The organism is Bradyrhizobium sp. 14AA (assembly GCF_054185205.1).
The window spans coordinates 236071-260397 of the sequence record NZ_JAVAYM010000010.1 but is presented as its reverse complement, the minus strand read 5'-3'; the positions used below and the strand labels follow the sequence as shown (position 1 = coordinate 260397).

General features: G+C 64.9%; 22 protein-coding genes. 17 read left to right on the top strand and 5 right to left on the bottom strand.

Annotated features, from left to right (window positions below; genetic code table 11):
* The 3 genes from RAD15_RS20345 to RAD15_RS20335 are packed head-to-tail and all read left to right on the top strand — an operon-like array spanning position 1 to position 3836.
* Entirely contained in the window at positions 1–1023 is a 1023-nt protein-coding gene (locus RAD15_RS20345) for an FAD binding domain-containing protein (RefSeq protein WP_458179911.1), read from the top strand.
* Positions 1020–3311 (top strand): xanthine dehydrogenase family protein molybdopterin-binding subunit, encoded by a 2292-nt coding sequence (locus RAD15_RS20340; RefSeq protein ID WP_458179909.1) that lies wholly within the window; start codon positions 1020–1022, stop codon positions 3309–3311. Before RAD15_RS20345 ends, RAD15_RS20340 begins: the two co-directional genes overlap by 4 nt.
* Before the next feature lie 60 nt (positions 3312–3371).
* Positions 3372–3836 (top strand): FKBP-type peptidyl-prolyl cis-trans isomerase, encoded by a 465-nt coding sequence (locus RAD15_RS20335; protein WP_458179908.1) that lies wholly within the window; start codon positions 3372–3374, stop codon positions 3834–3836.
* A 140-nt stretch (positions 3837–3976) separates the two neighbouring features.
* On the opposite strand, the gene RAD15_RS20330 is transcribed toward RAD15_RS20335, so the two are convergent.
* On the bottom strand, positions 3977–4195 hold the full coding sequence (locus RAD15_RS20330) for a CsbD family protein (protein ID WP_458179907.1): 219 nt from the start codon (positions 4193–4195) through the stop codon (positions 3977–3979).
* A gap of 128 nt (positions 4196–4323) precedes the next feature.
* Here RAD15_RS20330 and RAD15_RS20325 point away from each other — a divergent pair, with 128 nt between their 5' ends.
* The 3 genes from RAD15_RS20325 (at position 4324) to RAD15_RS20315 (ending at position 5929) form a co-directional block, all read left to right on the top strand.
* A complete protein-coding gene (locus RAD15_RS20325) occupies positions 4324–4836 on the top strand; it encodes a cupin domain-containing protein (protein WP_458179906.1) in 513 nt (170 codons plus the stop codon).
* 132 nt (positions 4837–4968) lie between these two features.
* A complete protein-coding gene (locus tag RAD15_RS20320; protein WP_458179905.1) occupies positions 4969–5397 on the top strand; it encodes a VOC family protein in 429 nt (142 codons plus the stop codon).
* 43 nt (positions 5398–5440) lie between these two features.
* The gene (locus RAD15_RS20315) at positions 5441–5929 is read left to right on the top strand and encodes a VOC family protein (protein WP_458179903.1); all 489 of its coding nucleotides are present in this window, start codon (positions 5441–5443) and stop codon (positions 5927–5929) included.
* 126 nt (positions 5930–6055) lie between these two features.
* Here RAD15_RS20315 and RAD15_RS20310 read toward each other — a convergent pair whose 3' ends face one another.
* Entirely contained in the window at positions 6056–7180 is a 1125-nt protein-coding gene (locus RAD15_RS20310; RefSeq protein ID WP_458179902.1) for a hypothetical protein, read from the bottom strand.
* A gap of 2 nt (positions 7181–7182) precedes the next feature.
* Positions 7183–7884 carry a FecR family protein gene (locus tag RAD15_RS20305; RefSeq protein ID WP_458179901.1) on the bottom strand — a complete coding sequence of 234 codons (702 nt, stop codon included), beginning with the start codon at positions 7882–7884 and terminating at the stop codon, positions 7183–7185.
* 51 nt (positions 7885–7935) lie between these two features.
* Between RAD15_RS20305 and RAD15_RS20300 the strand changes: the two genes are divergently transcribed.
* Entirely contained in the window at positions 7936–9366 is a 1431-nt protein-coding gene (locus RAD15_RS20300; protein WP_458179900.1) for a phospholipid carrier-dependent glycosyltransferase, read from the top strand.
* Positions 9367–9411: 45 nt separating this feature from the next.
* Here the strand turns inward: RAD15_RS20300 and RAD15_RS20295 are convergent, their stop codons facing one another.
* Positions 9412–10053, bottom strand: a complete 642-nt coding sequence (locus tag RAD15_RS20295) for an OmpA family protein (protein ID WP_458179899.1) — start codon at positions 10051–10053, stop codon at positions 9412–9414.
* A 514-nt stretch (positions 10054–10567) separates the two neighbouring features.
* Between RAD15_RS20295 and RAD15_RS20290 the strand changes: the two genes are divergently transcribed.
* From RAD15_RS20290 to RAD15_RS20280, 3 genes are all read left to right on the top strand, one after another.
* Entirely contained in the window at positions 10568–10813 is a 246-nt protein-coding gene (locus RAD15_RS20290; protein ID WP_458179940.1) for a hypothetical protein, read from the top strand.
* Positions 10814–10934: 121 nt separating this feature from the next.
* Entirely contained in the window at positions 10935–11189 is a 255-nt protein-coding gene (locus RAD15_RS20285) for a hypothetical protein (RefSeq protein WP_458179898.1), read from the top strand.
* 117 nt (positions 11190–11306) lie between these two features.
* Positions 11307–12473, top strand: a complete 1167-nt coding sequence (locus RAD15_RS20280; protein WP_458179897.1) for a winged helix-turn-helix domain-containing protein — start codon at positions 11307–11309, stop codon at positions 12471–12473.
* 52 nt (positions 12474–12525) lie between these two features.
* Here the strand turns inward: RAD15_RS20280 and RAD15_RS20275 are convergent, their stop codons facing one another.
* A complete protein-coding gene (locus tag RAD15_RS20275; protein ID WP_458179896.1) occupies positions 12526–12954 on the bottom strand; it encodes a ribosomal maturation YjgA family protein in 429 nt (142 codons plus the stop codon).
* Positions 12955–13137: 183 nt separating this feature from the next.
* Here RAD15_RS20275 and RAD15_RS20270 point away from each other — a divergent pair, with 183 nt between their 5' ends.
* From RAD15_RS20270 to RAD15_RS20240, 7 genes are all read left to right on the top strand, one after another.
* Positions 13138–14469, top strand: coding sequence for an MFS transporter (locus tag RAD15_RS20270; protein WP_458179895.1), 1332 nt, complete (start codon positions 13138–13140; stop codon positions 14467–14469).
* Between the two features lie 278 nt (positions 14470–14747).
* Entirely contained in the window at positions 14748–15854 is a 1107-nt protein-coding gene (locus RAD15_RS20265; RefSeq protein ID WP_458179894.1) for an efflux RND transporter periplasmic adaptor subunit, read from the top strand.
* Between the two features lie 176 nt (positions 15855–16030).
* Entirely contained in the window at positions 16031–19168 is a 3138-nt protein-coding gene (locus tag RAD15_RS20260; protein WP_458179893.1) for an efflux RND transporter permease subunit, read from the top strand.
* 34 nt (positions 19169–19202) lie between these two features.
* The gene (locus RAD15_RS20255) at positions 19203–19802 is read left to right on the top strand and encodes a TetR/AcrR family transcriptional regulator (protein WP_458179892.1); all 600 of its coding nucleotides are present in this window, start codon (positions 19203–19205) and stop codon (positions 19800–19802) included.
* A gap of 177 nt (positions 19803–19979) precedes the next feature.
* On the top strand, positions 19980–20603 hold the full coding sequence (locus RAD15_RS20250) for a flavin reductase family protein (protein ID WP_458179891.1): 624 nt from the start codon (positions 19980–19982) through the stop codon (positions 20601–20603).
* A gap of 172 nt (positions 20604–20775) precedes the next feature.
* Positions 20776–23043 (top strand): acyl-CoA dehydrogenase, encoded by a 2268-nt coding sequence (locus tag RAD15_RS20245; RefSeq protein WP_458179890.1) that lies wholly within the window; start codon positions 20776–20778, stop codon positions 23041–23043.
* Positions 23043–24326, top strand: a complete 1284-nt coding sequence (locus RAD15_RS20240) for an acetyl-CoA C-acetyltransferase (RefSeq protein ID WP_458179889.1) — start codon at positions 23043–23045, stop codon at positions 24324–24326. The genes RAD15_RS20245 and RAD15_RS20240 overlap by 1 nt, the downstream gene beginning before the upstream one ends.
* Position 24327 lies beyond the last annotated feature (1 nt).

The following is a 24327-nucleotide window of genomic DNA, read 5'->3' as shown; positions in this document are numbered from 1 at the left end:
ATGCGACCTTTTTCGTACCAGAGGGCGACCGACCCCGACATGGCCCTGCAGGCGCTCAGCGCCGCCGCGGCGGCTAACAATCCGCTGACGAAGGCGACAGCACAGCCGCTTGCCGGCGGCACCACGCTGATCGATCTGATGAAGCTGGATGTGATGCGGCCCGCCGCGATCGTCGACATCAATCCGCTTGCCCGCGGCTGGTCGGCGATCGAGCCGGGCAGCGAGGCCTTGCGGCTCGGCGCGCTGGCAAAGATGTCCGACGTTGCGGCACATGTCGAGATCCAGCGCAGTTATCCCGTGATCGCGAATGCACTGAAGCTGGCGGCCAGCGCCCAGCTGCGCAACATGGCGACGCTCGGCGGCAACGTGATGCAGCGGACGCGCTGCAGCTATTTCCGCGATGTCTCCTATGAGAATTGCAACAAGCGCAATCCCGGCTCCGGCTGCGCCGCCATGGACGGCGTCAACCGCATGCACGCCGTGCTCGGCACCTCCGATCAGTGCATCGCGACCTATCCCGGCGATTTCGCTCAGGCGCTGATCGCGCTGGATGCCATGGTCGAGATCACCGGCAGGTCCGGCACGCGCAACATGCCGTTCACAGAGCTGCACAAGGCGCCGGGCAACACGCCCGACATCGAGACCGCGCTGCAGGCGGGTGAGTTGATCTCGGCCTTTTCCGTTCCCGGCCGCTGGCCGCGTTCGGTGTACCTCAAGGCACGCGACCGGCAGTCCTATGAATTCGCGCTGTCGTCGGCTGCGGTCGCGCTCGACGTGCAGGATGGCACGATCAAGGACGCGCGTGTCGCGCTGGGCGGTGTTGCCACGGTGCCGTGGCGGGCGCGCGAGGCGGAGGCGCTGCTGAAGGGACAGAAGTTCGACGAAGCGCTGGCGCAGCGCGTTGCGGATGCCGCGTTTGCAGACGCCCGGGGACGCCGGCACAACAGCTTCAAGATCGCGCTCGGCAAGCGCGTGGTGGCACGCGCGCTCCAGCAGGCCGTAACGATGGAGATCCGATCATGACCGCTGCAGCTCCCGAGCCGAAGGCCAACATGGGCAAGCCGGCGCCGCGCTACGATGGGACCGCAAAGGTCACGGGCCGGGCGACCTACGCCTCCGACATGCCGCTGGACAATCCGGCTTATGCCTTCCTGGTCACCAGCGCCATCGCCAAAGGCCGCATCGACGGTTTCGATCTCGACGATGCCAGGCGTGCCCGCGGCGTGATCGACATCGTCACGCACGAGAACGCACCGAAGCTGAAGGAGTCGAAACTCTTCAGCAATGGCGGCTATGCCGGCACCACGATCCAGCCGCTGAAATCGGCCGACATCTCCCATGACGGCCAGATCATCGCGATCGTCATCGCGGAAACCTACGAGGCCGCACGCGAGGCCGCCAACCGTGTCAAGGTCAGCTATACGGCCATGACACCGAGTGCGAGCTTCGACTCGCCGGGGACGACCACGGCCGCCGCGAAGGGACAGAATGCGCAGTTCAAGGAAGACCCTGAGGTCGGCGACTTCGCCAAGGCGTTCGACGCGGCCGAGGTCAAGTTCACCGCCTCCTACGGCACGCCGACGCAGCACCACAATCCAATGGAGCTGTTCACCACCAGCTGCGTCTGGATGGGCGACAACCTCGTCATCTACGAGGGCAGCCAGTATGTCCATGGCCTGAAGAGTGGCGTCGCGGAGCAGCTCGGCATCGACGCCGACAAGGTCCGCGTGGTCAATCCCTATGTCGGCGGCGGCTTCGGTTCGCGCGGCTCGATGACGCCACGGACCGCCATCATCGCCGGCATTGCCAAGCGCCTGAATCGGCCGATCAAGCTGGTCGCGACTCGCGACCAGGGCTTTACGATCACGACCCACCGCGCCGAGACGCGCCATCAGATCAGGCTTGGGGCGAGCCGGGACGGCAAACTGGTGGCCTTGAGGCATGAGGGCGCCGAAGTCTCTTCGCGTGCCGACGCCTATTGCGTCGGCGGCACCAAGACGACGACGCGGCTCTATGCCTGCCCCAACGTCGAGAGCCTGGTCTCGATCGTGCGCGCCGACCGCAACACGCCGGGCTTCATGCGCTCGCCGCCGGAGGTGCCATATCTGTTCGCGCTGGAGAGCGCGCTGGACGAGCTCGCAGTCAAACTCAACATGGATCCGGTCGAACTTCGTCGCATCAACGACACCACCGTCGAGCCGATCGGCGGCAAGCCCTACACGTCGCGCTCGCTGATGGCCTGCTTCGACGAGGCCGCGAAAGCGTTCGGCTGGTCGCAGCGGTCGCCGCAGCCGAAATCGATGTCGGAGGGTGACTGGTTGATCGGCTACGGCTGCGCGGCCACCTGCTATCCGACGCAGATGGGGCCGGCGGCCGCCCGCGTGCGCCTTCAGCGTGACGGCCGGACCCGGGTCGAGATCGCCGGCCATGAGATCGGGACCGGCGCGTACACGGTCATCGCCCAGACCGCGGCCGAACGGCTCGGTGTGCCGCTTGAACAGGTTGCAGTCTTCATCGGTGACAGCGACCTGCCGCCTGCACCGGTTGCCGGAGGCTCGAACTCGACCGCCAGCACCTGCTCGGCGGTAATGATGGTGTGCGACCAGATTCGCCAGAGGCTGTTCAAGGCGGTGATGCCGGGCGATAGCCTTGCCGACAAGGCCAAGGAGACCGTCGGCATCGGTCGGACGCCGAGCACGCAGGCAGCAAAGAGCGACCGCGCGCTGGATATCGAGAAGGCTTTCGACGCGCTCGGCGTCGGCGTCGTCGAGGAGTATGGCGAATGGAAGCCGGAAGGCGCGCCGCTGGATTCATTCCGCGCCATGCACAGTGGGCAGGTGCGGCTCGTCGGCGGTCACACCATGAAGGACAAGATCGCCTACGCGTTCGGTGCCGAGTTCGTCGAGGTCCGGGTCAACCGCTTCACGCATGAGATCCGAACGCCGCGCCTGGTCGGCGCGTTTGCGGCGGGCAGGATCATGAACCCGCGCACGGCGCGCAGCCAGCTGATGGGCGGTCTGATCTGGGGCATGTCTTCGGCGCTGCTGGAGGCCACCGAGATCGACGAGCGCTACGCACGCTACGTCAACGACAATCTTGCCGACTATCTCGTGCCCGTGAATGCGGATGTAGAGGGCGTCGAGGTGATCCTGCTGTCCGAGCAGGACGATCACATCAACCCCGCCGGTGCGAAGGGGCTGGGCGAGCTTGCCAATGTCGGCACCAACGCGGCGATCTGCAACGCGATCCATCACGCGACCGGCCAGCGCATCCGCAAGCTGCCGGTGCGGCTGGAAAATATCGAGGTGTGAGGGGTGGAAACGGCGCCCGCGGTGCGCTAGACACCTCCCGCCTCAAACGGAAGGTGTCTTATGCAGCGTTTCCAGCGCATGCTCCTCGCCCTGATGTCGGCACTTGCGATCACCGTGATCGCCAGCGTGTCGCATTTCGTTTCCACCACGGCCTCGGCCCAGACCGCAGGAAAGACCATGACCACAGCTTCAGGCTTGCAGATCATCGACACCGTCACCGGCGAAGGTGCTTCGCCGAAGTCCGGCCAGATCTGCGTGATGCACTACACCGGCTGGCTCTATGAGAACGGCCAGAAGGGCAAGAAATTCGACTCGTCCGTCGATCGCAAGGAGCCGTTCGAATTCCCGATCGGCAAGGGCCGCGTCATCGCCGGCTGGGACGAGGGCGTTGCCACGATGAAGGTCGGCGGCAAGCGCACGCTGATCATTCCGCCGCAGCTCGGCTACGGCGCCCGCGGTGCCGGTGGCGTGATCCCGCCGAACGCAACGCTGATGTTCGACGTGGAATTGCTCGCGGTGAAATAGCGGCTTTGCCGTCATTCCGGGATGGTCCGCAGGACCAGGCCCGGAATCTCGAGATTCCGGGTTGGCTCTTCGCCGCGCCGGAATGATTGCGCGAAAAAGACCGGCCGTAAGGCCGGTCTTTTCATTTTCAATCTTGCGCGTCACTCCGCCGCGCGGCGTGCCGCAGCCGCGGCGCGATCGATCGCGTCCTTCGCGGCGTCCTTGGCATCGCCCATGGCCTGCTGGCCCTTGCCCTTCACTTCCTGAACCGCGCCTTCGCCCTTCATGCGGTCGGAACCGGTGGCTTCGCCGATGCCCTGCTTGGCCTTGCCGATCGCCTCGTTGGCGTTGCCCTTGATCTTGTCGGTCGTGCTACCCATGAAACCCTCCTTCCATTTTGCTCGCAAAGGCAACGTCCCGCAGCTATGAGGGTTCCGATTTTGGTATGGCTCGCCGACGCGGCTTCGGGTTAGTTTGCCGCGCACGGAACCAACAGAAAGCAAGTCCCATGACCGGCCATGACCATTCGCATTCCCACCATGACCACGATCACGACGATCGCTGGAAACATGACGGCGTGCGCGTCATTCCCGGCAACCAGCTCGATACGAACGTGCCATCGACGGCAGGCATGGATCGCGCGGCCGCGATCAATTTCGCACGCGTCGGCGCGCAGAAATTGTGGGCGGGTACCGTCAGCATCAGGCCCGACGCCAAGACCGGCGCGCATCACCATGGCCATCTCGAAAGCGTCATCTACGTGGTGAAGGGCAAGGCGCGGATGCGCTGGGGCGAGAGCCTGCAATTCACCGCGGAGGCTGGCCCCGGCGATTTCATTTTCGTCCCGCCCTATGTGCCGCACCAGGAGATCAATGCCAGCCCCGACGAGGTGCTGGAATGCGTGCTGGTGCGCAGTGACGGCGAGGCCGTGGCGATCAACCTCGACATCGAGCCGGTCGAGAAGCCCGAGACCGTGCTGTGGGTCGACCCCATCCACCGGGATCCGAACGAGAAGAAGTAGGGCCTGCCTGAACGCCTGCTGGTCCTGTGGGTCAGAACCACGCAGGTGCGGCCTGAAAAAATATCTGGAAGCCGTGTCGGATGGCAGTCAGGCCGTCCGTCCTTGGGCAGAACCCCGCCCAAGGAGCTTCCGATGCCCAGGATGATTTTCGTCAGTTTGCCGGTGACCGACCTCAAGCGCGCGACGGCCTTTTACGAGGCGGTCGGCGCGGTCAGGAACCCGCAATTCAGCGACGATACGGCGAGCTGCATGGTCTTCTCCGAGACCATTTTCGCTATGCTCTTGACCCACGACAAGTTCCGCCAGTTCACGCCGAAGCCGATCGCGGATGCCAAGACCTCGAACCAGGTGTTGCTCTGCCTGTCGGCCGACAGCCGCGCCGACGTCGACGCCATCGTCGGCAAAGCCGAGGCCGCGGGCGGGGTCGCCGATCCCAGCCCGAAGGACGAATACAGCTTCATGTACGGCCGCAGCTTCGAGGATCCGGACGGTCACATGTGGGGTGTGAACTGGATGGACATGGCGGCCGTCCCTGCGCAGCCCGCCATGGCGAACGCCTGATCGAAGCCTGCGAACATTGATAACCTGAAGAGGAGCGTTCTCCATGTCCAAGGTCGTGCCATGTATGTGGTTCAACGGCGATGCCGAGGAAGCCGCAAAACTCTACGTCTCGCTCGTGCCGAATTCGGAGATCACGCACGTTCAGCGCAACGTTTCGGACAATCCGTCCGGCAAGGCAGGCTCCGTGCTGGTCGTCGAGTTCACGGTGGCGGGACAGCCCCTGGTCGCACTCAACGGCGGCATGAAGATGGAATACACCCACGCCATCTCGTTGATGATCCATTGCGACGATCAGGCCCAGGTCGACAGCGTCTGGAACGCACTGCTCGCCGATGGCGGCAAGGAAGAGCAATGCGGCTGGCTGAAAGATCGCTGGGGCGTGTCCTGGCAGGTGGTGCCGAAGGTGATGTTCGATTTTCTCACGAGCCCCGACAAGGCGGCGGCCGCCCGCGCGATGCAGGCCATGATGAAGATGGTGAAGCTGGATGCGGATGCCTTGCGCCGGGCGTTCGAGGGCAAATCGGCGGCGTGACGTCAACACAGGTGTCGTAGGGTGGGCAAAGGCGCGCTTGCACCGTGCCCACCGTCTTTTCGTGACTTAGAAAGAAGTGGTGGGCACGCTTTCGCTTTGCCCACCCTACGAGACCGTGCTCGCCGGCTAATAATTGATCCGCAGCCCCAGGCCGCCGTGGATGGTGTTGCCGACGGGCTGCGGACCGAGCGTGCCGTTGGCGAAGAGATCCACGACCCAGCCCTTCTGCACGCGGAAGCCGAGCCGGCCGCCATATTCGAACCAGCCCTGGTTGCCCATCGTCGGCACCACCATGCCGTTGCCGGTCACGGTGGCGACGATGCCGCTATGGCTGGCGAAGGACTGCACCCAGCCGCCATTGATGTTGGCCTCGACGTTGCTGCCGTAGAGATGGGTCCACTGGCCGCCGATCTTGACGAGGTTGGCGCGATCGGTGCCGGTCGCGATCGTGGCATCGAACGGGTTGAACGCGACCGCGCTGTCGCTATAGCCGGACACGCGCTGCCAGAGTTGCCAGATCTCGATCGAGGCGGCGACCTCGTCGCGCGGTGATATTCGGCTCATCCAGCCGGCGCGGCCGTAGACGGCGTAGTTCGAGGCATTGGTCGAGCCCGTGACGCTCACCGGGCCGAGACTGGTGTTGTAGCTGCGGGTGTAGCGTGCCTTCTCCCACGGCGTCAGGATCGTGCCGACGTCGAAGAACGGGCGCGAGGAGCCCCAGTCGGTGAAGTCGTAGCGCAGCGCGAAGGCGCCGATCGGCGCGCTGGTGATCTTGTAGCCGCCCTCGTTGTATTGCGTGTAGGCGATGCCGGCGAGCAGCGACAGATTGTTGGTTAGCTCCTTGCGGCCGTGGATACCGGCCGAGAACGAGCCGGCCGAGCCGAATGCGCTGACGCAGTCACTGCAATTGACCTGCTCGTTGACGCCGAGCAGCACCGTGCCGAGCACCCGGTTGGTGACCATCTGGTTGAAGCGCTGGTTGGCGAGGCCGCCGACCGAATTGCCGCTGGAATCGGCGCCGGTCGGGCTTGGGTTCGGATAAGGCGACGGATTGGGGTTCGGCGTGGTCGACGACGTGCCGGTCGACGTGGGCGTGGGCGTCGGCGTGAAGGTTGAGGTGGGGATCGGACACTCGGACTCGCAAAACGACTGGGCGGCCGCCGGACGGACATCTCGCGCCACGAACGCGAGCACCGCCGCAGCGGTCAGCACGCCGGTGAGGATGATGCGCCGGAAGTCGAACCTCGCCATCATCAGCGCCCGCACAGCATGCCGTCGTCCTGGACGGCGGGCGTGATGGTCGGCGCGGCGTCCGCATACTGGTTGACCGCGCACAGCCCGGCATTGGCGGCGCAGGTCGCGGCAAAGGTCCAGGGCGGCGAATTGGCCTTGGTGATGCTGACCTTGCCGCCGGTCGAGGTGATGATCGCGGTGTCGCCGGGCTGGGTGAGCTGCACGCACTGGAAACTCAGCGTGCAGACGCTGGCCGCGCCGTCCTGAAGCACGACGACGGAGCGGCCGCGCTGCGACAGGATGTCGAGCGTGGTGCCGCGCACGCCGATGGTCGCGAGCGGTGTCGTGATCTTGTAGGCGGTCTTGGCGGAATGACCGGTGACGAAGCGGAATGCGCCTGTCGTCATGCGGATCGCGACGTCGCGGTAGCTGTGCTCGTCGTTGAAGACGGTGCGGTCGAGCTTCAGCGTGGCGCTGGGCCCGAGCGACAGATTGGTGCTGTCGGCCATCACGAAGCGGGCAGCGCTGTCGGCGCCGGTGCGCACCGTCTCGTCGCGCAGCATGCTGTCGCCGACGCTGATCGGCGTCGTGGCCGCAGCCACGCGCACCACTTCGTTCTGGATCACGACGGCTTCGCCGACGCGCGTCTGCGCCTGCGCGCAAGGCGCCGCGTACAATGCGGCCGAGAACAGTGTGGGGAAAAGCCAGAAACGCAAATTCATTTCGCAACCGATCGATGTGTCCCTGATCGTACCGGATCGCGCGCGCTTGCGATGTGGCGGAATTATCACAAGCGGCGCGGTACGTGCGTTATGCTTAGTGACAGTTGCCGCAGAATGCGTTCAATGAAAACAGCGATCTTTCTTTTTGTCCGCGGTGACGCAAATTTGCCACGCAAAATAGCCCCACGGCAGCCGCTCGAATTGCCCGCGGTTCCGAAGCTGTCGCGGAGCGCAGTGATCGCTGTCGCGATTTTCCTAGCTACCCATCTCGCGCTGCTGATCGGCATTGCGACGCCGGAGAAGCTTGTCTTCGACGAAGTGCACTATGTGCCGGCGGCGCGGCAGATGCTGGCGCCCGTGCTGTCGCAGCCGATGCTCAATCCGATGCATCCGCCGCTGGCCAAGGAGCTGATCGCGGCATCGATCGCGGCCTTTGGCGACAACGCGCTAGGCTGGCGCTATCCCGGGACATTGTTCGGCGCCCTCGCGGTCGCCGCGATCTATCTGTGCGGGCTTGCGCTGTTCTCCGCGCAAGGGCCCGCAATCGCCGCGGCGCTGATCGCCGGTTTCAACCAGATGCTGTACGTGCAGGCGCGCATTGCCATGCTCGACATCTTTGCGCTCGGCCTCGGTCTGCTCGCGACCGCCGCCTTCATGCACGGTTTTCGACGCGAGCGGCCGCATGCGCTGTTCGCGGTCGCGGGCGGCCTGTTCGGCTGTGCCGCGGCGTGCAAATGGAGCGGCCTGTTTCCACTCGGCGTCTGCATCGTCATCGTCGCGGTGATCCGTCTGATGCAGGGGTGGCGCACGCTGTTCGCCGACGCGAAGCCGAGTGACTGGTACCGACCCGACCTCTGGCCCGATCTTCGCCTGCAGCATGTCGTGCTCTGCTTCGCCGTGCTGCCGGCGATGACATATCTCGCCGCTTTCGTTCCGCTCTACGGCGCCTCGCTGCCGGATCTGGTCGAGGCGCAGCGTCGGATCTTTGCCGACAACACCACCACCGCGATCGCCGGACATACCTATATGAGCTCATGGCCGTCCTGGCCGCTGCTCGCCCGTCCGGTCTGGTTCCTGTTCGACAAGACCGCCGAGGACAACGTCTCGGCGATCGTCTTCCTCGGCAATCCCCTGGTGCTGTGGCCGGCGCTGCTCGCGCTTGCCGTGGTGCTGCGTGATTTCATCGTCGCGCGCCGCTGGGATGCGTTCCTGATCGCTGCGTTCTATTTCGGTCCCTGGCTCGCCTGGGCGCTGCTGCCGCGTACGCTCGGTTTCATCTACTATTATCTGCCGGCCGCGACTGCGGCCTCGCTCGCGCTCGTCTACGCGCTGCGCCGGGACGGCCTGCCGCGCTGGCTGCTCTGGGCCTATGTCGGCATCGCCGCGCTTGGCTTTGCGATCATGCTGCCGATCTCGGCGGCCTTCATCGGCACCTCGATGCGAACCTTCGGCCGGTTGATGCTGTTCCAGAGCTGGATATGACATCGCCGCCTGCCGCATGGGCGGCAGGCGGCGGGCGTCATCGGATCATTTCGACGCGGTCTTGGTGTCCATGTTCACGACCTGGACGCGGCGGTTGATCGGGTCGGCACCGTTGGCGGTATCCTTCAGCTTGGTCTTGCCGTAGCCGACGGTGACGAGATCGGTGCCGGTGAGGCCGTAGTTCTGGACCAGATACTTCTTGATGGTGTCGGCGCGGCGCTCGGAGAGCCCCTGATTGTACTCTTCGCCGCCGACGGCGTCGGTGTGGCCCGCGACCACGAAGGTCGAGCCCTTCAGCGAAGGATCGGACAGCGCCTTGCCGAGCGCCTGCACCGAGGGAACCGAAGTCCTGGCGATGTCGGCCGAGTTGTAGTCGAACTGGATCTCCAGATCGATCTTCGGCTTGGTGGCGGCCAGTTCGGCGATCTGCTCGCGCTCGCCCGTCGAGAGCGATCGGGTCGAACGGTTGCGCACCGTGTTCAGGAAGGTCGATTCCTTGGCCTGCACTGCCGGGTCGGCCTGCGGCCCGGCCGACAGGCCGCGGGTCGCGGGCTTCGGCTTCAGCGCGTCCAGGATCTGGTTGGTGGAGACGTTACCGTCGCCGGCCAGTGCCAGGCCCGCCGTCATCGACAGCGCTGCCGAGATCGTAATCGCCTTCAGTCCAAAAAACTTATCAAAACGGGTCATTGTCGTATCCTCGCTGTTACGCCTGATGGCGATTTGATGCTGCGAGCATAGGGAAGGTTCAAAAGACCGGGTGTGATCCTGGTCACGGTGGCATCAGGGGTTTCCGAGGTCATCCTGGCGCGATTTGCGGGTTGCCGGCGCATGACGGCCCCGCCGTGCGGTCAGGTCCAGGGACGGGCGCGATCGCGCGAAAGCAGTGGTCGCATCCGTCCCGGCGCGGGTTCGAGCCGCGGTAATCCTGGCGTGATCCAGATCACCAAGGACCGCTGCAGGCCGCGTGGCGCGGACCGCGAGGACGGGTTCACATGTGGAAACCTGTGCTCACCGATCGTCGCAAAGCCGTCGCGCGATGGCCAGTCTGCGAACAATTTTTCGGCAAGATGCACGCCTAGCAGGACGCTGTATCCGACAGGCGCAAATGAACGGAGCCGAGTTCCATCCAGTGCCGAGGCCAAACGACTATCAGCGCGACTATCGCAGTGGCCCGCCGGATCGGACAGTGTCCCTGAATTCCATGCCCATCTATATCGGCGCGGCGATGATCGCGGTGGCGATCCTGCTGTCGACCCTGATCACGGGGCTCACCTCGCGCTATGTCGGCCTCGAAGCGCCGACCGACGAGAACATGTGGCTGGTCGATCGGATGACCGGCAGCGTCTATCGCTGCCAGGCGGAAGGACGCGGTAGGGCGATGTGCGAGCCGGATGTCGCCACAGGGAGCCTCGGTAGCCGGCCCAAAACGCCGATTGAGGGCCGCTGAAGGTCTCCGCCTTCGCACTGCAGCAAGAAAATTGTCTTCTCCACGAAACGTCTCTGCTGGAAAATACGTAATTGCGGAGGCCGGCATGACGCCGGTTTCGTTTTACGGAGGAGACTTTTCGATGAAAATCTTGCTCACCGCCGCAACCTTTGTCGCGTTCATTCTTTCGCTGTCGCCCGCATCCGCCGCGATGATGGCGTGCACCAAGGACAACATGATGAAATCCGCCGCCATGATGGGCGGCACTCCCGACACGCCGGCGAAGATGGCGTCGAACAAGGAAATGGCCATGGCCAACACGGACATGAGCAACGGCAAGATGAAGAGCGCCTGCATGCACTACATGAAGTCGCAGAAGGCGATGTCGATGAAATAGGCTTCGGCCGCACCGTCCGGCCGCGCTGTCAGCAGATGGCAGCGCGGCCTTTTCTTGTGGCCGCTTCTTTGCCGTCTGCTTTTTCCTGGCGCGAATCCCGCTACATTCCTTTCCGCAATGTCACGCGCGCCAACACCGCTTCCACTCACGACGACACAGGCCCGGCAGATCTGGCTGCATGCCCAGCGGCTGGATGAGCGTGCCCCGTTCGGCGAGGGGGCTCAGGCCGTCGCGGACGCGGTCGCCCATCTCGGCTACGTGCAGATCGACACCATCAACGTGATCGAGCGCTGCCACCACCACATCCTGTTCAGCCGCATCCCGTCCTACCGCCGCGCCGATCTGCGCCACGCCCAGAGCGTCGACAGAAGCGTGTTCGAATACTGGACGCATGCGCTGTCTTACGTGCCGGCCGGCGACTTCCGCTTCTTCCTGCCGGCGATGCGCGAACACAAGCGCGAGGGGCACAAATGGTTCGCCTCGGTGAAGCCGGCCGATACGCGTAAGGTGATGCGGCTGGTGCGCGCCGGGCCGCTGACGATCCGCGACATCGAGGACGACGTGCTCACCGAGAAGGAGCATCTGTGGCAGAGCCGCAAGCCCTCGAAGCGGGCGTTGCAGCTCGCCTTCTATACCGGCGCCGTGACGATCAGCGAGCGCCTGGGTATGCTCAAGACCTACGAGCTGATGACGCGTCATTTCGGCTGGGACAAGCTGCCCAGGCCGGCATCGGCAAGGGACATCACGACCTACCTGCTCGACCGCGCGCTGCGTTCGCAAGGCGCGGTGAGTCTGGATTCGATCTGCCATCTGGATGCGCCGCGCAAGAAGGCGGTGGCGGGCCTGATCGCCGCGCGCGTCCGTCGCGGCGAGCTCGTGCCTGTCGCGATCGAGGGGGCCGGCAAGCAGGAGCATTGGACGGCACCGGCCTCGCTCGAGGCGAGCGGCAAGGGGATTTCGCCCGATCTCGTCCACATCCTGTCGCCGTTCGACCCGCTGATCATCCAGCGCAAGCGCACCAGCCTCTTCTTCGGCTACAATCATCTGTTCGAGGCCTACGTGCCGAAGGCGAAACGGAAGCTCGGCTATTTCGCGCTGCCGGTGCTGGTCGGCGACGAAATCGTCGCCGCGCTTGATCTGAAGACCGACCGGCAGGCGAAGAAACTGTTGATGCAGAAATGGACCTGGGTCGGGCCGGGCAAGAAGACGGCGGGGCGCAAGGAGTTGAAGCGCGTGATCGAGGAAGAGCTCGATCGTTTCGAGCGGTTTCAATTGGCGGAGTGAGGTGTCTTCGTAGGGTGGGTTAGCCCTGGGCTGCGCTTCGCGCAGCCCAGGGCTAACCCACCCTACGCAGTTGAACCAGCCGATCAATCCAGACGCCGAATGCAATCCCGATCGCATAGGCCACCAGATTCCACAGCGAGAAGATGCGGCCGAGCAGCAGCGCGCCGGCCGTGGTCAGTCGGAACGCATCGAGCCACGGCGCGTGCACCAGGCGGGAGAACTCGACGACGACCGCGATGACGACGGCGATCGCTGCCAACTGGCTGCGTGGCAGCCGCGGCAGCAAAACCCCGACCAGCAGAAACACCATCGTGGCCCACAGCAGCGAGCCGCCATACTTCACCACGAAGGCGGGAAGCCCGAGCGGAAAGCCGTACCGGCGCAAGCACAGCCCGCAGGTGATCACGACCAGCGCGAGGGCGGCGCGGGTCATCGATGTTCGGAGCGGTGCAATGGAGTTGACCGCCTGCGCCCCGTGCATTGCTTGCTCCATTGACTCTTTGCCTGCGATGCTGAAAACCGCCTACCAGAGCGTTTTCGAGCGAAGTGGATACCGGTTCGCGTAAAGAAAACGCGTCAAAACTACAATCTAGAGCATTGCCGTTCCGATCTATCGGAACGGCAATGCTCTAGCCCATAAAAGCAACAACCCTGGGGGGAAGCCATGAGCCAGACCACGACCTATGCCGGTTCCGCCGGCGCGGCCAAGTCGGAAATCGAGACCTCGACGATCCGCGCCATCTCCTGGCGCCTGATTCCGTTCCTGGTGCTGGCCTACTTCTTCTCCTATCTCGACCGCGTCAATCTCGGCTTCGCCGCGCTGACCATGAACGCCGAGCTGAAGTTCACGCCGCTGATCTTCTCCTGGGGCGCCGGCATCTTCTTCATCGGCTATTTCATCTTCGAGGTGCCGAGCAATCTCGCGCTGGAGAAGTTCGGCGCGAGCCGCTGGATCGCCCGCATCATGGTGACCTGGGGCATCATCTCGGCGCTGATGGCGCTCACGAGCGGCGTCACGAGCTTCTACGTCCTGCGCTTCCTGCTCGGCGTCGCCGAGGCCGGCTTCTTTCCCGGCATCATCCTCTATCTCACCTATTGGTATCCGGCCGAATATCGCGCCCGCTTCCTTGCGGCCTTTGCCATCGCCGTGCCGGTCTCGACCGTGATCGGCGCGCCGATCTCGGGCCTCTTGCTCGGGCTCGACGGCGCGATGGGACTGAAGGGCTGGCAGTGGCTGTTCATCATCGAGGGCATCCCCTCGGTGCTGCTCGGCATCGTCACCTGGTTCTACCTCACCGACAAGCCGGAGAAGGCGGACTGGCTCTCGGCCGATCAGAAGGCCTGGCTGAAGGCGAGGCTCGATTCCGAGATCGCCGCCAAGCAGGCGGTGAAGCACCTCTCGCTCGGCGAGGCGCTGTCGTCGCCGAAGGTGATCGCGCTCAGCCTGATCTATTTCGGCTTCGTCGGCGCGCTCTACGGCATGCAGTTCTGGTTGCCACAGATCGTCAAGGCGTTCGGCCTCACCAACGCCCAGACCGGCTTCGTCACCGCGATCCCGTATCTGTTCGGCACCATCGCCATGATCCTGTGGGCGCGGCATTCCGATGCGACCCGCGAACGCGTGATGCATGTCGGCGCGCCGCTGCTGCTAACGGCGGTCGCGCTCGCCGTCTCCAGCTATCTGACCGACCCGACGATGACGATGGTGGTTCTGACCGTGGCCGCGATCGGCGTGTTCTGCTGCTTCGGCGTGTTCTGGACGCTGCCGACCGCCTGGCTCTCCGGCACGGCGGCGGCGGGCGCCATCGCCCTGATCAACTCGATCGGCAACCTCGCCGGCTTCGGCGGGCCGTACCTCATCGGCTGGGTCAAGGAAACCACAGGCCAGACCTCGAACGGTCTCCTCGTGCTCGCCGTCCTGCCGTTGATCGCCGGCATCCTCGTCTTTATCGGCGGCCACGACAGCAAGCATGAGTTTGGCGAGCAGGGGCGGTGAGGGTATCTTCGTAGGGTGGGCAAAGGCGCGCCCTTCGCGCGCCGTGCCCACCAAATTTCCTGGCAGTGACAGACGCTGTGGGCACGCTTCCGCCTTCGCCCTCTGGGCTTCGGCGGACAAGTCGCTTTGCCTCCCCCTACAATAGCACCTCCGTAGCACCGCTTATCTCAATCCTTACCACCCCTTAACGATCACGCTTTCCTGATGACTGACGATTATTGACTTTTATCAGTGATTAGTCGACATTCCTCTCATTGCAGCCCCAGGAGTGTCCTCCGATGTTCGTCAGGTCGGTTTTGTCCAGCTATTCCAAGCTTTTGGCGGGTGTGTCGCTGGCCCTGATGGCCGCCGCCCTGGCCGGGTGCAATGACACCGTCGCTGAAAAGGCCGAGCCGCCGCGGCCGGTTCTGGTCGCGACCGCGCATTATGATGCCGAGACGCCGGAGCGCAGCTTCGTCGGCACCATCAGGCCCCGGATCGAGAGCGACCTCGGCTTCCGCGTTGCCGGCAAGGTTGCCAAGCGCCTGGTCGAGGTCGGCCAGACCGTCGAGATCGGCCAGCCGCTTGCCACCCTCGACGAGATCGATTTGAAGCTCCAGGCCGAGCAGGCGCTGGCGGAGCAGACCGCCGCGACCGGCGTGCTGGCCCAGGCGGCCGCCGCCGAGCAGCGCGCCAAGGATCTGAAGGCCAAGGGCTGGACCACGGACGCGCAGATGGATTCGAGCCGCGCTTCCGCCGACGAAGCCCGCGCCCGCCTGAACCGCGCCGAGCGCGCGCTCGAATTGAGCAAGAATTCCCTTTCCTACGCGACGCTCAACGCCGACGCCCGTGGCGTCGTCACCGCAACGCTGATCGAGCCCGGCCAGGTGGTCGCCGCGGGCCAGGCCTCGATCCGCGTCGCCCGCTTTGCCGAGAAGGAAGCGGTCGTCGCGATCCCTGAGACGCTGGTCGGACGCGCCAAGTCGGGCGTCGCCAGCGTCACCCTTTGGTCGGAGCCGGGCAAGAAATATGTCGCGAAGCTGCGCGAAATCGCGCCGGCCGCCGATGCAGCCACCCGCACCTATCTGGCAAAGTTCTCGCTGCCCGAGGCCGACGACAAGGTCGCGCTCGGCATGACCGCGACGCTGACACTCTCCGATGCCGCCACCGAGCGAGTCGCGCGGTTGCCGCTGTCGGCGCTGTTCAACGAAGGCGGCAAGCCCTCCTTCTACGTCGTCGACGACAATGGCTCGGTCACGCTGAAGCCGGTCGTGGTGAAGTCCTACGAGAGCAACGACGTCGTCATTGCCAGTGGTGTCGAAGAGGGCGCCAAGATCGTCGCCCTCGGCGTGCAGAAGCTCGATCCGGGCCAGCGGGTGCGGATCGTCTCGTCACTGTCTTTCTAGAGTTTACGAGTTCCATCCCTGCGAAGTGAGTTTCGGCCCAAGCGCAAATGCTGGGGCTGAAGCGGCGAAGCGATCCAGAACCTGCCCAGCCCCCTGGATTGCTTCGCTGCCTCGCAAGGACGGTTTGAACGGGTGGCTGTCGTTTTTTGCAACTGGATCGTCTTTCGGAGAGAGCGATGAAGCGCTTCAATCTTTCGGCCTGGGCCGTCAGCCATCCGACGCTGGTTCTCTTCCTGATGCTCGTGCTCGGCGTCGCCGGCTTCTTCTCCTATGAGAAGCTCGGCCGCGCCGAGGACCCGTTCTTCACGGTGAAGGTGGTCAACGTCTCCGTCATCTGGCCGGGCGCGACCGCGCAGGAGATGCAGACCCAGGTCGCCGATCCCATCGAGAAGAAGATCCAGGAGCTGCCTTACTTCGAGAAGGTGCAGACCTATTCCAAGCCGGCCTTCACCGCGCTCCAGGTCACCTTCCGCGATTCCACGCCGCCGAAGGACGTGCCCTATCTCTTCTATCTCCTGCGCAAGAAGCTGGTCGACGTGCAGGGCCAGCTGCCCTCGGGCATCCTCGGACCCGTCGTCAACGACGAGTTCTCCGACGTCGATTCCATCCTCTACATGATGACCGGCGACGGCGCCGACTATGCCCAGCTCAAGAAGGTCTCCGAAGGCTTCCGCCAGCGCCTCCTGAAGGTGCCCGGCGTGACCAAGGTCGACGTCTACGGCAACCAGGACGAGCGCATCTTCGTCGAGTTCAGCCACGCCAAGCTCGCCACCCTCGGCATCACGCCGCAGGCGCTGTTCGATTCGCTCGCCAAGCAGAACAACGTGACGCCGGCCGGCACGGTCGAAACCTCCTCGCAGCGCGTGCCGCTGCGCGTCACCGGCGCGCTCGACGGCGCCAAGGCCGTCGCCGAGACGCCGGTCGAGAGCAACGGCCGCGTGTTCCGCCTCGGCGACATCGCCACCGTCACCCACGGCTATGTCGATCCGCCGAGCTTCGTCGTCCGCCAGGAAGGCAAGGCCGCGATCGGCATCGGCGTCGTCACCGCCAAGGGCGCCAACATCCTCGAGCTCGGCAAGGAGGTCGAGAAGGCCACGGCTGAATTCATGAAGGCGGTGCCGCAGGGCGTCGACGTCCGGCTGATCGCCGACCAGCCCAAGGTGGTCGAGCACGCCGTCGGCGAGTTCGTGCACTCCTTCATGGAAGCGCTCGTCATCGTGCTGTTCGTCTCGTTCCTGGCGCTCGGCTGGCGCACCGGCATCGTGGTCGCGCTGTCCGTGCCGCTGGTGCTCGGCATCGTCTTCATCGTCATGAACATGATGTCGCTCGACCTGCACCGCATCACGCTCGGCGCGCTGATCATCGCCCTCGGCCTGCTGGTGGACGATGCCATCATCGCGGTCGAGATGATGGTGGTGAAGATGGAGCAGGGCTGGGACCGCATGCGCGCGGCGTCCTTTGCCTGGGAATCCACCGCGTTTCCGATGCTCACGGGAACGCTGGTCACGGCCGCTGGCTTCCTCCCCATCGGCTTTGCCAATTCGGCGGTCGGCGAATATGCCGGCAGCATCTTCTGGATCGTGGCGATCGCGCTGGTCGCCTCCTGGTTCGTGGCGGTGATCTTCACGCCCTATATCGGCGTCAAGCTGCTGCCGGAGATGAAGGCCCATCACAACCACGATCCGCACGCGGTGTACGAGACCCGCATGTATCGCGGCCTGCGCGCCATCGTGCAATGGTGCGTCAACCACCGCATCACCGTGGTGGTCGCGACCGTCGGAATCTTCGTCGCCTCGGTCGTCGGCTTCGGCCATGTCCAGCAGCAGTTCTTCCCGCTGTCGGAGCGGCCCGAGCTGTTCCTCCAGCTGCGTCTGCCGGAAGGCACCGCCTTCAACGTCACTGAAAAGGCGGTGAAGAAGGCCGAGACCCTGCTGAAGGACGACAAGGACATCGATACCTATACCGCTTATGTCGGCCAGGGTTCGCCGCGCTTCTGGCTCGGCCTCAATCCGCAGCTTCCGAACGAGGCCTTTGCCGAGATCGTCATCGTCGCCAAGGGCGTCGAGGGGCGCGAGCGCGTCAAGGCCAAGATCGAGAACGCGGTTGCCGACGGCATGCTGTCCGAGGCGCGCGTCCGCGTCGACCGCTTCAACTTCGGCCCCCCGGTCGGCTTCCCCGTGCAGTTCCGCGTGATCGGCCCTGATGCCAACAAGGTGCGCGAGATCGCCTACCAGGTCCGCGACGTCATGCGGCAGAACAAGAGCGTCAAGGATGTCCAGCTCGACTGGAACGAGCAGTCGCCCTACCTCAAGCTCGTCGTCGACCAGGACCGTGCCCGCGCCATGGGCCTGACCCCGCAGGACGTGTCGCAGGCGCTGTCCATGCTGATCTCGGGCTCGCAGGTCACGACCGTGCGCGACGGCATCGAGAAGGTCGGCGTGGTCGCCCGTGCGATCCCGTCCGAACGCCTCGACCTCGGCGGCGTCGGCGACCTCACCATCACCTCGCGCAATGGCGTGGCCGTGCCGCTGCAGCAGATCGCCAAGATCGAATATGCCCACGAGGAGCCGATTATGTGGCGGCGTAACCGCGACATGGCGATCACCGTGCGCTCCGACGTGGTCGACGGCGTGCAGGCGCCCGACATCACCAACCAGATCACGCCGAAGCTGAAGGCGATCAAGGACCACCTCGAGCCGGCCTACCGCATCGAGCCGGGCGGCGCCTTCGAGGAATCCGCCAAGGGCAACGCCTCGATCTTCATCCTCTTCCCGTTGATGGTCATGGTGATGCTGACGCTGCTGATGATCCAGCTTCAGAGCTTCTCACGCCTGATCCTGGTGTTCCTGACCGCGCCGCTCGGCATCGTCGGCGCCTCCTTCGGCCTCAACGTCGCCAACGCGCCGTTCGGCTTCGTGGCGCTGCTCGGCCTGATCGCGCTCGCCGGCATGATCATGCGCAACGCCGTCATCCTGGTCGACCAGATCGAGACCGATGTCTCGCACGGCCTGACCCGGCGCGAGGCGATCGTGGAGGCAACCGTCCGCCGCGCCCGTCCGGTGGTGCTGACGGCGCTCGCCGCCATCCTGGCCATGATCCCGCTGTCACGCTCGGCCTTCTGGGGCCCGATGGCGATCACGATCATGGGAGGCCTGTTTGTCGCGACCTTCCTGACGCTGCTGTACCTGCCGGGCCTCTACGCCCTCTGGTTCCGCAAGAGCCTGGACGAGGCCGGCACCCCCGAGCAGCCTGCCGCGCCGCAGCATGGGAGCGATGACCCGCATGCAATTCCGCTTGCTGAAGCGGCTGAATAAGTGAGAAGAAGTGCTGATTGACGAGTCCTGACAGATGACACTGGTTGCCGAACATATCGAAGGCGACACCCGGGATCGTATTCTCGAGGTGGCCGAGCGGCTGTTCCGCCAGATCGGCTACCAGAAGACCACGGTGGGGGACATCGCCAAGGAGCTCAGGATGAGCCCCGCCAACGTCTATCGCTTCTTCGAATCGAAGAAGGCGATCCACCAGTCGGTGGCGCGGGGCCTGATGGGCGAGGTCGAGCTGGAGGCGCAAGCGATCGTGGCGCGGCCCGGTCCGGTACTCCCGCGCTTCCGCGAGCTGCTCACCACCATCCACCGCATGAACACCGAGCGCTATGTCGGCGATAACAAGCTGCACGAGATGGTCGCGATCGCGATGGAGGAGGACTGGGACGTCTGCGTCGCCCATATGGAGTGCGTTGCCGGGGTGATCGGCCAGATGATCGCGCAAGGCACGGCCTCCGGCGAGTTCGAGGCGCCCGACCTGCAGCTGGCCTCGCTGTGCGCCTGCACCGCGATGATACGCTTCTTCCATCCCCAGATGATCGCCCAGTGTGCCACCAAGCCGGGCCCGACCATCGACCAGATGATCGATTTCGTCATCGCGGGATTGTCCCCGCGCCACTGACGGGGCGGGCGGTTTTCTTTTATAAGCCCACCTGCCGTCATTCCGGGGCGATGCGAAGCATCGAACTCCGGTGCGCAATTGCGCACCTGAGAATCTCGAGATCCGGGTTCGATGCTCCAGGCCGCGCTTCGCGGTCCTGACCCATCGTCCCGGAATGACGGAGAGTGGAGCGCCAGCGTGACCGACAAAGACCTGTACTTCTACGAGCCCTCCAAGGGCCACGGCCTCAAGCACGATCCCTTCAACGCCATCATTGCGCCGCGGCCGATCGGCTGGATCTCCTCCCGCGACACCAAGGGCCACGTCAACCTCGCGCCCTACAGCTTCTTCAACGCCTTCTGCTACGTGCCGCCGATCATCGGCTTCTCCTCCACCAACTGGAAGGACACGGTGTCGAATATGGAGCAGACTAGGGAGTTCGTCTGGAATCTCACCACCATGGATCTCGCCAAGCACATGAACGCGACCGCCGCGCATGTCGGCCCCGAGGTCGACGAGTTCAAGCTCGCTGGCCTGACCGCTGTGCCGGGCAAGCTCGTCAACGTGCCGCGCGTCGGCGAAAGCCCGGTCGCCTTCGAGTGCAAGGTGTCCGACATCGTCCGCCTCAAGGGCGCCGACGGCAAGGCGGCCGACGCCTGGCTGACGCTGGGCGAGGTCGTCGCCGTCCACATCGACAGGGCCATGATCAAGGACGGCGTCTACCAGACCGCCGCCGCCCGCCCGATCGTGCGTGCGGGGCGCCGCGGCGACTACTTCGAGATCAAGCCGGAAAACATGTTCGAGATGATCCGGCCGGACTGATCCGGGCTACGGCCTCCTCCCGCTACCTTCCCCCTCCCGGAACTGCCCCCGCGCCCCGGCCGTTATGGTCCGGGGCCGCCCGGCCGCGTCAATGTCGCCGCCGAACTCTTCACCGCCGCCGGCCACTTTCCGCTAAAATGCCCTGTAACCGCGCCGATGCATGAGGTCCGCCATGAGCTTCCGCCGCGACAACATCACAAAGCCGATCTTCTCCTGGGCACGCGGCGTGCTGCCGGCGATGTCCGACACCGAGCGTGAGGCGCTGGAGGCGGGCGACGTCTGGTGGGACGCCGATCTCTTCACCGGCAATCCCGACTGGACGAAGCTGCTGAAAATCGCGCCGGCCAAGTTGACCGACGAGGAGCAGGCGTTCCTGAGCGGTCCCGTCGACGAGCTCTGCGCCATGCTCGACGAGTGGAAGATCTTCTGGGAATGGCGCGACCTGCCGCCGGACGTCTGGCACTTCGTCAAGCGCGAAAAGTTCTTCGGCATGATCATCCCGAAGGAGTTTGGCGGCCTCGGCTTCTCGCCTTACGCGCATTCGGAAGTCGTGCGCAAGATCTCGACCCGCTCGATCGCTGCTGCGGTGACAGTGATGGTGCCGAACTCGCTCGGACCCGGCGAGCTCTTGATGCGCTTCGGCACGAAGGAGCAGCAGCAGCGCTGGCTGCCGCGCCTTGCCGACGGCCGCGACATTCCCTGCTTCGGCCTCACCAGTCCGGAAGCCGGCTCCGACGCCGCCTCGATGGTCGACACCGGTATCATCTGCAAGGGCAATTTCGAGGGCCGCGAGGTCATCGGCCTCAGGCTCAACTGGCACAAGCGCTACATCACGCTCGGCCCCGTCGCCACGCTGCTCGGCCTCGCCTTCAAGGCCTATGACCCCGATCATCTCGTCGGCCCCCAGGAAGAGCTCGGCATCACCGTGGCACTGATCCCGACCAATCTGCCCGGTGTCGAGATCGGCCAGCGCCATCTGCCGTCGATGCAGGTGTTCCAGAACGGCCCGAATTGGGGCCGCGACGTCTTCATTCCGCTCGACTATGTCATCGGCGGCGAGGCCCGCCTTGGGCAGGGCTGGAAGATGCTAATGACCGCGCTGGCCGCCGGCCGCGGCATCTCGCTGCCGTCGCTGTCGGCGGCCGGTGCCGCCTATGCCGCGCGCACCACCGGCGCCTATGCCCGCATCCGCGAGCAGTTCGGCATCTCGATCTCCAAGTTCGAAGGCGTCGAGGAGCCGCTCGCGCGCATCGTCGCCACCGCCTATCAGCTCGACGCGGCAAGGCGGCTCACCTGCGCTGCCTTGAATGCCGGTGTTCATCCTGCCGTCATCTCCGGCATCATGAAGCTGCACGCGACCGAGCGGATGCGCACCGCGGTCGACGACGCCATGGACATCCACGGCGGCAAGGCCGTGATCGACGGCCCGCAAAACTATCTCGGCAATCTGCACCGCGCCGTGCCGGTCGGCATCACGGTCGAGGGCGCCAACATCCTCACCCGCAACCTCATCGTGTTCGGGCAGGGCGCGATCCGCGCCCATCCCTATCTGCTCGACGAGATGAATGCGCTCGCCGATACCGATCGCGAGCGCGGGCTCACCGCGTTCGACACGGCGTTCTGGAAACATGTCGGCCACAGCTTCCGGACGCTGTTCCGCGCCTTCGGCCTGAGCTGGACCTTCGGCGCTTTCGCGCTGGCGCCTGATGCGGGCGACGCCACGCCGTTCTATCGCCAGCTCTCGCGCTATTCCGCGGCCTTCGCGCTCTGCGCCGACATGGCGCTGTTGACGCTCGGCGGCGCGCTCAAGCGCAAGGAGATGCTGTCCGCGCGCTTCGGCGACATCCTGTCCGAGCTCTATCTGCTCTCGGCCGCGCTGAAGCGCTGGCAGGACGAGGGCCGGCAGAAGGAGGATTTTGCGGCGCTGGAATGGTGCATGGCGACCGGTTTCAGGACCATCGAGAACCGGCTTGCCGAAATCCTCGCCAATCTGCCGAACCGCTTCGTCGCAGGCTTCCTCAAGCTCGTGGTCCAGCCCTTCGGCGCCCGCGTGCTCGGTCCGTCCGACCGCGTCGTGCATCAATGCGCAGGTCTCGTGCTGGAGCCGTCGGCGGCACGCGAGCGCCTCACGCCGGATCTTGCCCATGTCGACGACGACGGCGGCTTTGCCCGGCTGGAGCGCGCGTTCAAGCTGGTGGCGGGCACCGATGCGATCGCCAAGCGCATGCGGGCCGCACATATAAGCGACTGTAAGGACGCCGTCGCCAAGGGCGTGATCACGCAGGCGGAAGGCGAGCAGCTTGCCGCGGCCCGCGAAGCCGTCACAAAAGTGATCGAAGTCGACGATTTTGCGCCGGACGTGCTGTCGCCGATTTACAAGAAAACCGGCGACGTGCATCAGTTCTTCCAGGAACTCGGTGAACAAAGGGCGGCGAGCTGATGGCACGACCGGTATTCATCGTCGACGGCAGCCGGACGCCGTTTCTGAAAGCGCGCTCCGGGCCGGGGCCGTTCACGCCGGTCGATCTCGCCGTGCAATGCGGACGGCCGCTGCTGGCGCGCCAACCGTTCTCGCCTGAAAGCTTCGACCAAATCATACTGGGTTGCGTCAACGTCATCGCGGACGAGATGAACCCGGCCCGCGTCGCGGCGCTCCGGCTCGGCATGGGCGAGGACATGGTCGCCTTCACCGTGCAGATCAATTGCGGCTCCGGCATGCAGTCGATCGACACTGCCTACCGCTACATCCGCGAAGGTCATGCCGACATGATACTGGCCGGCGGCACCGAAGCATTGAGCCACGCGCCGCTGGTCTGGCCGAATTCCGGTGTGCGCTGGTTCGCCGGTCTTGCCACCGCCAAGGGCGTGGCCGCGAAGCTAGCCGCCGCGTTCAAGCTTCGCCCGCGCGATCTCAAGCCGATCATCGGTCTCGAGCGCGGGCTGACCGATCCCGTCACCGATCTGAACATGGGACAGACCGCCGAAGTGGTTGGCCATCTCTTCGGCATCACCCGCGCACAGTCCGATGCTTACGCTGCCGAGAGCCATCGCCGGCTCGCCCATGCGCAAGGCGCGGGTTTTCTCAAGGGCGAGGTCGAGACCGCATTCTCGCGCGACGGCAAGTTCTTCGAGCATGATGACGGCGTGCGTCCGGACTCGACGGCCGAGACGCTGGCAAAGCTCCGGCCGGTGTTCGAGCGCCCCTGGGGCCAGGTCACCGCCGGCAATTCCTCGCAGATCACCGACGGAGCGTCCTGGGTGATCCTGGCGTCTGATGCGGCGGTCGCAAAGCACAGGCTGATGCCGAAGGCCGTGATCGTCGACAGCCACTGGGCCGCGCTTGATCCCAGCATCATGGGGCTCGGTCCGGTGATGTCGGCGACGCCGCTGCTCCAGCGCAACGACCTCACCATCAAGGATGTCGAGACCTGGGAGCTGAACGAGGCCTTTGCGACGCAGGTGCTCGGCTGCCTCGCTGCCTGGAACGACGACAAATTCTGCCGCGAGATTCTCGGGCTCGATGGCGCCGCCGGCGAGATTGATCGCGAGCGGCTCAACGTCGATGGCGGCGCGATCTCGCTCGGTCATCCCGTCGGCACCTCCGGCAACCGCATCGTGCTGCATCTCGTCAATGCGATGAAACGGCTCGGCACGCGGCGCGGAATTGCCACCGAATGCATCGGCGGCGGGCTCGGCGGCGCCATGCTGATCGAGGCGGTGTGAC